This window comes from Mesorhizobium sp. P2_H9 (assembly GCF_056403215.1).
Genome location: NZ_JBFUFX010000019.1, coordinates 98,206 through 111,416, shown reverse-complemented (window position 1 = coordinate 111,416; position 13,211 = coordinate 98,206). Strand labels below are relative to the sequence as shown.

The window sequence follows — 13,211 nt, the reverse complement described above, 5'->3', positions numbered from 1 at the left end:
GATGCGCCCATAGCCCGCCTCTACCATCGCCGGCAGAAACGCGCGGGTGACCAGGAATGCGGTCTTGAGGCTGACGTCGATCCCTTGGTCCCAGTCGGCCTCGGTCATGGCGAGAAACGCCTTGTCCGCCGAGGGCGATGCCAGCGAACCCATGCCGGCATTGTTGACCAGGATGTCGACAGCGCCGACATCAGCCCGCAGCCGCGCGACTTCGGCTGCGATGGTGAGATCGGCGACCGCGGCTTTGGCATTGATGCCTTCGGCGCAAAGCTCGGCGGCGCGATCGAGTACACGCGCGCTGGCACCGTTCAGGAAAACGGCATGACCGGCAAGGCCGAGCTGCCGCGCAATGGCAAAGCCGATGCCGTCGGCAGCACCCGCCCCGGTGATCAGCGCACGCTTGGTGGTAGAAGAAGGCATGGTCAAATCAGACCCCGCTGGTTGCTACGAGGATGAGGCTACAGGCCCAAATATGCGAGATGGCCGGCAGTGGCCTCGACCTTTGTTCCTCCTCCAACGCCTGTGTAGCGTTCTAAATGCCGATTGCGCAGCCGTCCTTGCGTGGGTCTGAACCGCCCTGCAGCGTTCCATTCATCCAGTCGATCATAATCGCTTGGGCGCCCCCGATCGGCTCCTCCGCCGGGACGATGCGGAACCCGCGACCGGCCAGTTCGTCCTGAACCGCGACTGGAAGCGTGCTCTCGACCTCCACGTCCATCGTGCCAGGAATTGGAAAGACGCGGGGCAGATCAATGGCTTGCTGAAGGTCGAGGCCAAAATCAAGAACTTTTGACAGGAAGTGCGCGTGACCCATGGCCTGATACGCTCCACCCATCACGCCGAAAGGCATGACAACGCGCCCATCCTTCACCAGCATGCCCGGAATGATCGTGTTCAGGGGGCGCTTGCCTGGTTCGATAACGTTGGGGTGGTTGGGATCCAGCGAAAAACTTATACCACGATTGTTGAGTATCACGCCCGAGCGCGCCGCGACGATGCCCGAGCCAAAACCATAATAGATCGAGTTGATGAAACTGACGGCGTTGCGATCCTTGTCGACGACGGAAATATAGACCGTGTCGCGATGCACCGGCATATCGAATGAAGGAAGATCCGCGCGCGCGCGGCCAAGATCAATCATCCCCGCCAGACGATCCGCCGTCGCGCTTGAAAGCAGTTGCTCGACCGGCACCGCCACCTTCGCCGGGTCGGCGAGCAAAGCATCGCGCGCCGCATAAGCAAGTCGCGTCGCCTCGATCTCGATGTGCAGCCGGTCGGCGGACTGAGGGTCACCCTTGGCCTCGAAGCGCGACAGGATATTGAGGATCATGAGCGCTATGACGCCCTGGCCATTTGGCGGACATTCGTAGACGTCGTGGCCGCGGAAACCTGTCCTTATCGGCGTCACATATTCGCCCCTGGCGCCCTTGAAATCATCCAGTGTGTGCAAACCGCCGAGGGATTGCAGGCGCGAAACCATGTCCTGCGCGACCTCCCCCATGTAGAAGGCGTTGCGTCCATCCTTCGCGATCTTGCGCAATGTTGCGGCGAGTTCGGGTTGCCGGTGCACCTCGCCGATCCTTGGCGCCCGCCCCTCAGGGAGAAAGATGCGTTTTGCGCCGGGATCGCCTGAAAGCAGCGCCGCCTCCCGGTCCCAGTCGAAATGCACGCGTGGGGAGATGGCGTAGCCGCTTTCGGCGAACTCGATCGCAGGAGCGAAAAGCTTGCCCAGCGGCAATTTTCCATGATCGGCATTGAGCTGTGTCCAGGCGTCAACCGAACCGGGAACGGTTACTGCATGCGGTGAGTGACGCTCGATTTCCGTGATGCCCTGAGATGCATACCAATCGGCTGTTGCGGCCGCCGGAGCACGGCCGGATCCGTTATAGGCGATGATCTCGCTGGACCCTTCTTTCGACATCAGGACGAAACAGTCTCCGCCGATGCCGGTCGATCCCGGTTCGACCACGCACTGTACGGCGCTGGCGGCGATGGCCGCATCGAGTGCGTTGCCGCCAGCCTCCAGAATCCGAACGGCTGCAAGCGTGGCCGACGGATGGGACGTCGCAGCCATGCCATGCCGTGCGACCACGACCGACCGGTTTGGTTTCTCGAAATCCCTCATATGCGAAAAAACTCCCTAAAACGAATTCTGTGACGGGCTAGCCAATCACGCTGGACTGGTCGCAAGGCCCGATGCAGGGCGCAGATGCCGTGACAGATTGTATTCGAGCCGGCCCAGCGTCCGGGTGATGATGAAATTGAGGATCAGGTAGATAGCGCCGGCGCAGACGAAAACTTCCATGGCCCGGTAGGTTTGCGAGATGATGCCCTGGGCGATGCCGGTGATTTCCATCAGCGTAACGATGGACGCAAGTGACGTTCCCTTGACCATCAAGATGATTTCGTTGCCATAGCTTGGCAAAGCCTGGCGCAGTGCGATCGGCAGGACGATGCGGCGCAGCGTCATCAGGCGCGTCATGCCAAAGGCCTGCGCCGCCTCAATCTGGCCGGACGGCACCGACTGCATGGCGCCGCGGAGGATTTCACTGCCATAGGCCGCGGTGTTGAGGGTCAGCGCCAGGATGGCGCACCAATAAGGTTCGCGGAAAAGGCCCCACAGACCGAGTTCCTGTAACGTCGGCCGAAACTGGCCAAGGCCGTAGTAAATCAGGAATATCTGGACCAACAGAGGTGTGCCGCGAAACACCGCGACGAAACCCTTGATCGGCCAGTCAATCAAGGGCTGACGGAGGCGCTGGGCCAGCGCCAAGGCCAAGGCGAGGATGGCGCCAAGCAGGATAGACGTGCCGGCAAGCTCAAGCGTCAGCGGCAGGCCGGCAAGCAGCTTAGGCAGTATTTCAGCGAAAAAGGCGAAATCCATCACACTCTCCGAATGCCGCGGAGCGCGCGGCGTTCAGCGCGCTTGAACAGCAACCCGGTCGCTGAGGCGATGGCCAGGTAGAGCGCGGCGGCAGCCGTGTAGAAGAGAAACGGCTCGCGAGTCGAACCGGCCCCGATCTGTGCCTGACGCATCAGTTCGACAAGCCCGATTACCGAAATCAGCGCTGAATCCTTGAGCACCAGTTGCCACACATTCCCTAGCCCCGGTATGGCGTGGCGCATAAGCTGGGGCACGATCACCCGGCGCAACATGAGCGCAGGCGGCATGCCATAGGCGCGCGCTGCTTCGATCTGGCCGCGGTCGATGGCGATATAGGCACCGCGAAAGACCTCCGCCTGATAGGCACCCGAAATTATGCCGATTGCCGTCGTGCCGGTGGCGAAAGCGGGTAATCCGAGGAAGCCCTGGGCGCCGAACCAATGGCCGACCGCAGTCAGCGCCATGCTACCGCCGAAATACAGGAGATAGATGGTCAAGAGGTCGGGCACTCCCCTGAATACCGTGGAATAGGCATCGGCGAGCAGGCCGAGGGAGCGCGACCCGCTGACCCGGGCCGCAGCTGCCAAAGCGCCGATCACCGAGCCGACCATAAATCCGGCGACCGAAAGCAGAAGCGTTACGAGGGCAGCGCTGAGCAGCGCCACCGCCCAGCCGCCGTCGCCAAACCCCAGCAGACGAACGCTATCCAGCATCGGCTAGTTCGCGCTCCGGGAAGGGCATTTCACTTGGGCGGCGTGACGTCGGCCTTCAGCCATTTCAGCGAAAGCTTTTTGATGGTGCCGTCGGCGATGGCTTCATCGATCGCCTTGTTGAACATCGCCTTGAGCACCGTATCCTGCTTGCGCAGCCCTGCCCCAGTGCCCCGTCCGAAAACCCCGCCGAGAAAACCGGGACCAGCGACCGTGTAGCCTGAGAATTCCGGCTTGGCCAATGTTGCCGCCAAAGCGGTCTGCTGTGCAAACAGGGCATCCACACGGCCGGCCGCGAGATCGAGGTCGTGCTGTTCCGTGGTCTTGTACTCGCGGATTTCGACGGCGCCATCGAAATACTTTTTCAGGAACTCCAGGTTCGCTGTCGCAGCCTGGACGCCGACGATCTTGCCGGCGATCAGGGGCTTGATCTTGTCGATTGCCGCCTTGGCGGGGGCCTCGTCCTCCAGTTTTATCTTCTCGGTCGAACCGGCCAACGCAGCGAGCGGGCTGTCCTTTGCCACGGCGAATCCGGAAGGATCGATGGCATAGGGTTGAGTGAAGTCGATGACTTCAAGTCGTTTGTCGGTGATGAACATGCTCGCCATGATGACGTCGAACTTGCCTACCGTCAGTGCCGGGATGAGCCCATCCCAGTCCTGCGTAATGATGGTGCATTCGACTTTCATACGCTCACAGAGATTGCGCGCGAGCTCGACCTCCATGCCATCGGGCTTTCCATCAGCGGTGGTAAAGTTCCAGGGCGCATAGGCGCCCTCCGTCGCTATGGTGATTTTCTTTGGTGCATCCTCGGCCGAAGCCGACAAAGCGGCAGCTAAGCTCAATCCGGCCGCAAGACATGCAATGGCTAATAGTTTCATGGTTCTGTTCCCCTTTTTTCGGCCCTTCGAGGGCACTTGTAGAAATCGAGAATCCTTCCGGCCCGACTGCCTCAACGTCGGCTCGGGCTCGCGAACTCGGCCAGCAGCGGCGCCGTGTCGAGAATGTGGCTGCGCATGACCGCTTCAGCGGCTCCGGCATCGCCGCCGCGTAGCGAATCGATCACGGCCAGATGCTCCTCCGCCGCACTGAGCGGCTTTTCGACATAGTCGAACCAGATGCGCAGATAGGGTTCGATAGTCACATGCAGTGATGCGATCTGCCGAATAAGCTTCGGGCGGCCGCTGAGATTGCAGATATAGCCGTGAAATTCCTGGTGCCTTGTCACCCAATCGGCTCCGCCGGCAGCGCCACTGCGCTCCATCCGGGCCAACAAGCGCTCAAGTTCGGCAATGGTTTCGGCGTTCATCCGAGGCATTGCCAGGCGAACGGCAAGCCCTTCCAGTACCGAGCGAATCTCGAACGTCTCGTAGATCTCGTCCAGCGTCAGACCAGCGACGATACAGCCACGATTTGGGCGGATCACAACCAGCCCTTCGAGCGCCAGCCGCTGGAAGGCCTCCCGCACAGGCATCCGGCTCATACCGATCTCGGCCGCGATCTCTTCCGGGATGAGCCGGTCGCCTGCACGGTAACGCCCGAGGCGTATTGCAGATTGCAAATGTAGAAAAGCTTCCTGCTCCGCAGTGGCCGGCGTCTGGGCGTAGGGAATTGCCGAATGGCTCATCTATGGATCTTTCCGCCGAAATTTCCGATCAACGTCGAATTGGATTTTTGTATCCACAAATACAGTAGAGTTTTCTCGCGCAGTCAAGGCAAATCAGCAAGAGCCCTTAGAGGCCGGCGCGGTCCGAGAGAGCCGAGATCGGTGGCAGGAGCGCTTGGCGGTCTCCCAGCCCCTTGACCTTGTCCTTGCCCTTGAAGTGCGTCATCAATCCTGATGCCGCCTCGTAGCGCGCGCTGCACGTCCGCGTCGCCGGCCTTGGAGATGCGGCCCTGAACAACGATCGAGGTGCCGGGACTGCTAGTGCCACTACGTCAGCTCGAAGTAGGCCGCGATATCGCGCGAGCGGCCCTACGGCACTTGGTGATCAGCTCAGTTCCAGCAACGCCGAAAATCGACTCTACGAGCGCGTCAGCGGTAGCGCCGGGTGCGGTGCCCATTGTAGCGCAATTGGCTCTGCAAACTTTCCATATGGTGCCGTCGCTCGATTGCCAGCGTCCTGAAACGCACCGAAGACAACATTCTCGATCTGATGTGTCTCATGTTGGAGACTCGTGACGTTCGCGCCATCCCCGAGGGCACCACGGCGGCTGACGCAATTTAGAGATGTTGCCTTGACCCCGCACTAGCGTCTACTGCATCTGCCAGCGGGAGCGTCACAAATGGCGAGAAAGTCTGTCCGACGCAAGTCAACGATTTATGATATCGCGGTGGCGGCCAATTCGTCGCCGACCGCGGTCAGTCTCGTCCTCAATGGCTCGTGGCAACAGCACCGGATCAAGGCGGAAACCGCAGCGACGATCCTCGACTGGGCTGACCGCCTTGGCTATGCCGTCAACCTCAAGGCACGAGGATTGCGGCTTTCCCGATCCGGGCTCGCCGGAATGATCTTGCCACACTATCGCAATCGCTTCTTCGCCGGATTGGCCGAAGCCTTTGAAGCGGAATCTCGCGTCCGCCATTTGTGTCCGATCGTCGTCAGCACGCATCGCAATCCTGATAACGAGTTGAGCGTGACGGAAACCCTGTTGGCTCAGCAGGTCGAATTTCTCTTCCTTGCGGGCGTCCGTGACCCCGATCCGCTGAATGATCTGTGCCGGGCAGCGGGCGTCCGGTGCATCAACATCGATCTGCCAGGCCGTCGCGCTCCCTCAGTTGTTTCTGACAACTACGGAGGCGCCAAGGCGCTCACCGAGACCATTGTTCAGAAACTGAAAGAACGCGGGGGCTCGACCGACGATCTCTTTTTCTTTGGCGGAGTTGCCGATGATGACGCAACCCGTAGCCGTTTGCTGGGTTTTCACGATGTCCTGGCAGCTCACGGGATTGTTGCGGGCCCAGGTACGATTGACTGCTGCGGATATGCACCGACCAATGCTGCCCGGTCTCTCGCTGCACGATACGCTCAGCTTGGGCACCTGCCCTCGGGTATGTTCGTCAACGGCGTCACAGCTCTTGAAGGAACATTGCGGTTCACTTCGACACTGGCCTCAAGTGAGCTTGGACGGATTGTTGTTGGAAGCTTCGATTGGGATCCATTCGCGGCGCATTTGCCCTTCGACGTGACCATGGTCCGGCAGAATGTCGAGGTGATGATTGCTGAAGGATTTTCGCTGCTGGAGAATTATCCAATAGACCATTTTCCGCTGGTGACCGTACCGACCAGCTTTGGGCGAACCGGAGAGCATGACGGCGCCCAGGAAGATTGGGATTCGGCATCCATCGACTAGCAATTCCTTGTCACAAGACATCGTTGCAGAAGTTCAACTCCGTTCATCGGCGCTTCGGATCTGGGTAGCACCGCCTCCACCCAAGGCTCGCGGGGATCGCAGGTCGTTTCCGCGGGTGCAGCCTGATTGCGGTAGGGCGGATCGTTTACATCAATCGAGAAATGTTTTTTCGACGCTGGTGGTCGGATAGCCCTTGCTAAATCTATTTAGCACCTTGACCGGCCGCCGTTCACGGTCTTTTATGGTGCGCTCTGGGAGGAATGCGGCGCCGAGTGCGTCAATGCGTCGGGCACAAAGGCGTGAGCCCAACTAAGCCGACATGGGCACCAGGCAGCCCAAAAACTCGTCAATCAGGGAGGAACTAAATGTTCGCAAAAACTATACTCGTGGCAGCGTTCGGCGCAGCCCTTTCGGTCGTCGCAATGGATGCTGCGCTGGCAAAGGACGTCAAGGTTGGAGTCGTCGTGAAGATCGGCGGTATTCCTTGGTTCAATGCTATGGAAACGGGAATAAAGGAAAAGTCGAAAGAGCTTGGCGACGACGGCTTCATGGTCGGGCCGACCAGCGCCGACCCGGCACTTCAGGTCCGCGCGATCGAAGACCTGATAGCTCAGGGCGTCAACGTAATTGGCGTTGTGCCGAATGATGCAAACGTTCTCGAGCCAGTGCTAAAAAAGGCGCGCGACACGGGCATCAAGGTCATAACTCATGAATCGCCAGACCAGGTGAACGCTGATTGGGACTTCGAGATGGTCTCGTCCGTTGGCTTCGGTGAGGCTCATGCCAAGCTGTTTGCCGAGAAAATGGGCGGCAAGGGCAAGTATGTCGTGTACGTAGGTTCTCTTACCGTACCCGCACACAATGCCTGGGCCGATGCTGCAATCGCCTATCTGAAGAAGAACTTTCCCGACATGCAAATGGTTGGCGACAGATACGGCGTCGCCGAAAGCGCCGATGACAGCCGGAAGACGGCTCTGGACGTGCTTGCCGCCAACCCGGATCTCGGCGGCTTCCTGACGTTCGGCAGCCAGGGACCGATCGGCGCCGGACGCGCGATCGAGGAGCAGAAGCTGGGTGACAAGGTTGTTCTTGTCGGATCATTCTCGCCTAGCCAAGGCAGCGCCATGCTCAAGTCCGGCATTATCGATGGCGGCTATATGTGGAATCCTCTGGAAGCAGGCAAAGTATTCGTAACGATGGCTGATTTTCTGGCGGGCGGCGGTGAAATCACCGACGGCATGACGATCGAGGGTCTGGGTGTCGTTCACCCTGACTTCAAAACCGGCACCATCATCGTGGACGCTGTGCAGCCTATCACGGTCGAAACGGTCGATGGTCTTGCGGCCCTAGGGCTTTAGGCGGCGGACCATGGCTGGCGTGCCGGGGTGGCAGATCAATCCCGGCACGCCCCATCCTTGTCATTTCAGAAAGACCTGCCGTGAGCCTTGTCGCGTCTACGACGCAGGACCTCCCATCGGTTCTGTCGTTTAGCAACATAAGCGTTACATTTGGTGGCGTCAGAGCCCTCCAGGATGTCGCCTTCGAGGTACTCCCGGGCGAAGTGCAATGCATCGCCGGCGAGAACGGCAGCGGCAAGAGCACCCTGATCAAGGTAATCACCGGCGTTTGTCAGCCGCTAGCCGGCGCACACATGTCGATCGCCGGCAAGTCCGTCGACATCATGTCGCCGGCTGCCGCGCGCAGCGCCGGGGTGGAGGTCATCTGGCAGGACCTCGCACTGTTTCCTGAAATGACAGTCGCTGAAAATATCGGGATCAGAACTGTGCTCGGCAACATGCCTCGGCTCGTCGATCATTCGCGCATTCGCGAGGTGGCGCGAGGGCTGTTGGCGCGGCTTGGGGCCGACCTCAATGTCGACGCGCCCCTGCGTAGCTTCGCCATCGCCCAACGTCAGATCGTCGCCATCGCCCGGGCGCTGGCCGGCGATGCGAAGGTTATTTTCATGGACGAGCCGACATCGTCGCTTACTCAATCGGAAACCGACCGACTGCTCGCCATCGTTCGAACCCTCTGCGACGAAGGCATGGCCATCGTCTTTGTCAGCCACCGTCTTGCAGAAGTTCTGGAGATTTCGAGCCGCGTCACCGTTCTGCGCGACGGAAAGGTCGTCGGGGTGTTTCCGACCGCCGGAATGACCCAGTCACGCCTCACAGAACTGRTGACCGGCAAGACGTTTGACCAAACCGTGAGCACAAGAAACCTGAGCGGTTCACCGGTTGTATTGAAGATCGATCGATTGACCCGCGCAGGCGACTATGACGACGTTTCGCTGACAATACGGCGCGGTGAAACGCTTGGCCTGACCGGACTACTCGGCGCCGGTCGCACAGAACTCGCGCTTTCGATTTTCGGCATGCTGCGCCCGGATCGCGGCAGCATCTCACTCAACGGGACGGTTCTTCATCTGAACTCCAACCGCGACGCAATCCGCGCAGGGATTGGCTACCTCTCCGAAGACCGTCTGTCTCTTGGTCTCATACAGCCGCAGTCGATCGCCGACAACGCCGTTATCCCGGTGCTCGACAAGATCCTTGATCGCGGGCTGATCTCCTCAGAGAAGAAGGATGCGCTCGTCAATCATTGGATCGAGGAACTGGCGATAAAAATCGGGCGGCAGACCGATGCGATTTCCACGCTCTCGGGTGGCAATCAGCAGCGGGTGGCCATCGCCAAATGGCTGGCGGTCGGTCTGAAGCTGATCATTCTTGATTCGCCAACCGTGGGGGTGGACGTTGGCGCGCGTGCCGGCATCTTCGAGATTGTCGCCAAGCTCGCTGCCGAGGGCTTGGCTATTCTGCTGATATCCGATGAAGTGCCGGAGGTCTATTTCAACGCCGATCGTATCCTTCATATGGCCGCGGGCAAGATAGTCGCCGAATACGATCCGCACGCCGTCTCGCTCGGTGACCTGGAAGCTGCCGTCTATGCATAGCCGCGGCAAGCTCTTCCGGGCTCACCCCACCGAGACATGGCTCATTGTGGTTCTTCTCATCATGAGCGCAGGTCTCTCCCTCGCGAGTGACAAATTCTTCACCATCGCCAATCTCTTCAACCTGCTCAACACAAGCTCGACAAACCTGATCTTCGCGGTTGGGCTGCTGGTGGTGTTGATCGCGGGGGGCATCGACATTTCCTTCGCTGTGGCCGCGTCAGTGGTTCAATACGTTGTGGCGCTGGCTCTTGCCCAAATAGGCGGTGGCGATTGGTTCATCGGCCTCACCTTGGCGGCAATTGTCGGGATAGCCCTGGGTGCGGTAAACGCCGGCCTCATCTACTGCTTCCAGATCATTTCCATCGTTGTCACCATCGCTACCTTCAATATCTTTTTCGGCCTGCTGATGTTCTTCACGCATGGTGTATCGATCTACAATCTGCCTGCCTGGTGGACGCATCGCACTGTGCTTTTCGAGTTCCAACAGGCGAATGGCAATTGGGCCGAGCTAACCCTGCCGGTTGCGATCATGGCGGTCTGCGTCGCCGCCACCTGGGGGCTTATCCGTTATACGACCACCGGACGGCAGCTATACGCCTTTGGCGACAACCCGGAGGGCGCCCGTCGCCTCGGTATCAACATCGCCGCAATGCACTTCATTGCCTTCGGCTGGCTTGGTTTGATGGCGGGGATCGCGGGACTCGTGCAGGTGCACTATTCTCAGGAAGTCGTGCCCAACGCGTTGGTGGGGCGCGAACTGGACGTGCTCGCAGCTGTAGTCCTCGGCGGTGCCAGACTGGGTGGCGGGCGCGGCACCGTGCTCGGTTGCATCCTTGGGGTGTTTCTTGTGTCGGTGACGCAAAACGGGCTGAACCTCCTTGGCATCTCACCCTATGCTTTCAAGATGATCGTCGGGGCGATCATTCTGATCGCCATCACCCTGTCCAATGCGCCGCTCGGGCACATTCTGACCAGCTTGCGGCAGAGAATGGGCACATGACCCAGCGCGTGCTCGAAACTGGAGCGCTACGGCATGGATTCTTGCGCCGTCTCGCCGGCAAGCTGGGCGCCGAGAATATTGGACTTTTGCTGGCATTGATTTTGGTGATTGGATTCTTCGGGTCTCTCTCACCGCGGTTCCTGTCCAAAGCTACCTTTGAATCGGTAGCCTTTCAGCTGCCTGAACTTGGACTGCTTACGCTCGCCATGTTGATGCCAATCATCTCGGGCGGCATCAATCTCGCCGTGACGTTCACGGCCAATCTCTGCGGCCTCACGCTCGCCTGGGTCCTTCAGGCCAACGGAGGACCTGACGCAAGCATCTATGCCTTTCTACTCGGTTCAGTGCTTGCAGTCGGCGTTGGCACTGCAAGCGGCTTGGTCATGGGTCCGGTGATCGCCTATACCGGCGCGCATCCCATCCTCGTTTCGCTCTCGGTGATGATTTTCCTGCGCGGCCTTGGCGAATTCCTGACCCGCGGCGCAGATATTTCGGGCTTTCCCGAATTCATCCAGCCGCTCGGTCACGGCAGTGTCGCCGGCATTCCAATCCCCCTGCTAATCCTGCTCGGCGCAGTCGTCGTCTGGCATATCTTGATGACCCGAACCAAGCTTGGTTTTTCAAACTACATGGTCGGCTCTAACATCGAAGCGACGCGCTATTCCGGCATCTCGACGCGACGCGTCATCATTCTAATCTACGCGCTGTCTGGCGCCATGTGTGCGTTGGCCGGAATTATCATGATGGCACGATTCAATTCGGTCCGGGTCGGCCATGGCGAGTCCTATGTGCTGATTACTGTGCTTGCCTGCTTCTTGGGCGGGGTGAACCCGTTCGGCGGCTTCGGCAAGGTCGTTTCGGTCTTCCTCGCCCTCATCGTTTTGCAGTTGCTTTCTTCGGGACTGAATCTCTTGGGCGCCAGCCAGCACCTGGCCACGGCCATTTGGGGCATCATGCTGATCGGCGTCATGATCTTGCGGTGGGCTGCCGGGCAGCTCAATTTCATGAGGATAACACGATGAAAGGTTTTGGCGTTCATACGAGCATGTGGACGAGTGGTTGGTCCGTAGAGGGCGCCGAGCACACTGTAGCGGCGGTCAAGAAATACGATCTCGATTTCATCGAAATTTCACTGGCCGATCCATTTTCTTGCGATGCCGATCACACCCGCAAGCTGCTGGCGGCAAATGGCATGCAGGCGGTGTGCTCGCTTGGGCTGCCCGAATATGCGTGGGCGTCTCGCCATCCGCAGGAAGCGATCGACTTTCTCAAGGTGGCTATCGACAAGACGGCCGATATCGGGGCCCAGGCGCTATGCGGCGTAATCTATGGCGGCATCGGCGAGCGCACCGGCGTGCCACCTACGCAGGACGAACTGGATAACATCGCGAAAGTGATGACGGTCGCGGCCGCGCAAGCCAAGTCGCGAGGGATCGAACTCGGTGTCGAAGCCGTGAACCGCTATGAGAACCACATCATCAATACTGCGGCGCAGGCGGTGACGCTAATCGAACGAGTGGGCGCTGACAATATGTTCGTGCATCTTGATACCTACCACATGAACATCGAGGAAAAGGGTATGGGCAACGGTATTATCGTCGCCCGCGATTATCTCAAATATATCCATCTCTCCGAGTCTGATCGCGGCACCCCGGGCGAAGGCAATTGCAATTGGGACGAAACGTTCGCGACGTTGGCGGCGATCGGTTTCAAGGGGGGGCTCGCGATGGAGAGCTTCATCAATATGGATCCGCTTCTGGCGTTTGGCCTCAGCGTGTGGCGTCCAGTGGCCGAGAGTGAAGCGGTGGTTATGGGCAATGGTCTGCCGTTCCTGCGGAACAAAGCACGGCAGTACGGACTAATCGCATAAGCTACTTATTCGCGAACGTTCGCCCTGGGGCGATCCGGTGGCGCTGCGCTTCGGCTCGGACATTGCCCAAAAGAGCCGCACACGTCGATTATACTAAGGTGTCTATGCTGGCTGGATGGAGGCCAGCGTAGGCGGATAAGCCTCCACACCACCGTTCCAAGACGCCGCAGGATATACGCAGACTTCCAGCTTGCCCCTGTCTGCCACTCAGGGATCAAATGCATAAGCGAATGACTGCTTCTTTTTGCCACTCCATAGCTGTCACCTTCGCTAGTGCGGCCTCCTTCAGCGCGAGATGAGCATAGAGGTAGGTCTGTGTTGCCGCCTATATGCACGCCATTGCCGCCGATTACCCCATGAATCGTGGGAAGGTCTTTCGAAGCAGAAATTCTTGAGCTACGTGTGACGGGTGCCATCAACGAGACGGAGAAAATTGACGA

General features: G+C 59.3%; 12 protein-coding genes and 1 pseudogene. 6 read left to right on the top strand and 7 right to left on the bottom strand.

Annotated features, from left to right (window positions below):
- From AC1DXN_RS28555 to AC1DXN_RS28525, 7 genes and pseudogenes are all read right to left on the bottom strand, one after another.
- Nucleotides 1-420: SDR family NAD(P)-dependent oxidoreductase (locus AC1DXN_RS28555; RefSeq protein WP_477421759.1), on the bottom strand; the 420-nt coding region annotated here is incomplete at its 3' end.
- Between the two features lie 112 nt (nucleotides 421-532).
- Nucleotides 533-2,125, bottom strand: coding sequence for a gamma-glutamyltransferase (gene ggt / locus AC1DXN_RS28550; RefSeq protein ID WP_477272453.1), 1,593 nt, complete (start codon nucleotides 2,123-2,125; stop codon nucleotides 533-535).
- Nucleotides 2,126-2,170: 45 nt separating this feature from the next.
- Nucleotides 2,171-2,884: an ABC transporter permease gene (locus AC1DXN_RS28545; RefSeq protein ID WP_477272455.1), complete on the bottom strand. Its 714-nt coding sequence runs from the start codon at nucleotides 2,882-2,884 to the stop codon at nucleotides 2,171-2,173.
- On the bottom strand, nucleotides 2,884-3,597 hold the full coding sequence (locus tag AC1DXN_RS28540; protein WP_477272457.1) for an ABC transporter permease: 714 nt from the start codon (nucleotides 3,595-3,597) through the stop codon (nucleotides 2,884-2,886). The genes AC1DXN_RS28545 and AC1DXN_RS28540 overlap by 1 nt, the downstream gene beginning before the upstream one ends.
- A gap of 29 nt (nucleotides 3,598-3,626) precedes the next feature.
- A complete protein-coding gene (locus tag AC1DXN_RS28535; protein ID WP_477272459.1) occupies nucleotides 3,627-4,475 on the bottom strand; it encodes a transporter substrate-binding domain-containing protein in 849 nt (282 codons plus the stop codon).
- A 71-nt stretch (nucleotides 4,476-4,546) separates the two neighbouring features.
- A complete protein-coding gene (locus AC1DXN_RS28530; protein ID WP_477272461.1) occupies nucleotides 4,547-5,221 on the bottom strand; it encodes a GntR family transcriptional regulator in 675 nt (224 codons plus the stop codon).
- Nucleotides 5,222-5,359: 138 nt separating this feature from the next.
- Nucleotides 5,360-5,566: pseudogene (locus AC1DXN_RS28525) on the bottom strand (transposase); the annotation flags it as partial.
- Nucleotides 5,567-5,880: 314 nt separating this feature from the next.
- On the opposite strand from AC1DXN_RS28525, the gene AC1DXN_RS28520 reads away from it, so the two are divergent.
- The 6 genes from AC1DXN_RS28520 to AC1DXN_RS28495 all read left to right on the top strand — a co-directional run bounded on the left by AC1DXN_RS28520 (nucleotide 5,881) and on the right by AC1DXN_RS28495 (nucleotide 12,771).
- On the top strand, nucleotides 5,881-6,948 hold the full coding sequence (locus tag AC1DXN_RS28520) for a substrate-binding domain-containing protein (RefSeq protein ID WP_477272462.1): 1,068 nt from the start codon (nucleotides 5,881-5,883) through the stop codon (nucleotides 6,946-6,948).
- Between the two features lie 365 nt (nucleotides 6,949-7,313).
- Nucleotides 7,314-8,306: a substrate-binding domain-containing protein gene (locus AC1DXN_RS28515; protein WP_477272464.1), complete on the top strand. Its 993-nt coding sequence runs from the start codon at nucleotides 7,314-7,316 to the stop codon at nucleotides 8,304-8,306.
- Between the two features lie 80 nt (nucleotides 8,307-8,386).
- Nucleotides 8,387-9,901: a sugar ABC transporter ATP-binding protein gene (locus AC1DXN_RS28510; protein WP_477421757.1), complete on the top strand. Its 1,515-nt coding sequence runs from the start codon at nucleotides 8,387-8,389 to the stop codon at nucleotides 9,899-9,901.
- Entirely contained in the window at nucleotides 9,894-10,901 is a 1,008-nt protein-coding gene (locus AC1DXN_RS28505; protein ID WP_477272468.1) for an ABC transporter permease, read from the top strand. Before AC1DXN_RS28510 ends, AC1DXN_RS28505 begins: the two co-directional genes overlap by 8 nt.
- Nucleotides 10,898-11,923, top strand: coding sequence for an ABC transporter permease (locus AC1DXN_RS28500; RefSeq protein WP_477272470.1), 1,026 nt, complete (start codon nucleotides 10,898-10,900; stop codon nucleotides 11,921-11,923). Before AC1DXN_RS28505 ends, AC1DXN_RS28500 begins: the two co-directional genes overlap by 4 nt.
- Nucleotides 11,920-12,771 (top strand): sugar phosphate isomerase/epimerase family protein, encoded by an 852-nt coding sequence (locus AC1DXN_RS28495; protein WP_477272472.1) that lies wholly within the window; start codon nucleotides 11,920-11,922, stop codon nucleotides 12,769-12,771. The genes AC1DXN_RS28500 and AC1DXN_RS28495 overlap by 4 nt, the downstream gene beginning before the upstream one ends.
- Nucleotides 12,772-13,211: the final 440 nt, after the last annotated feature.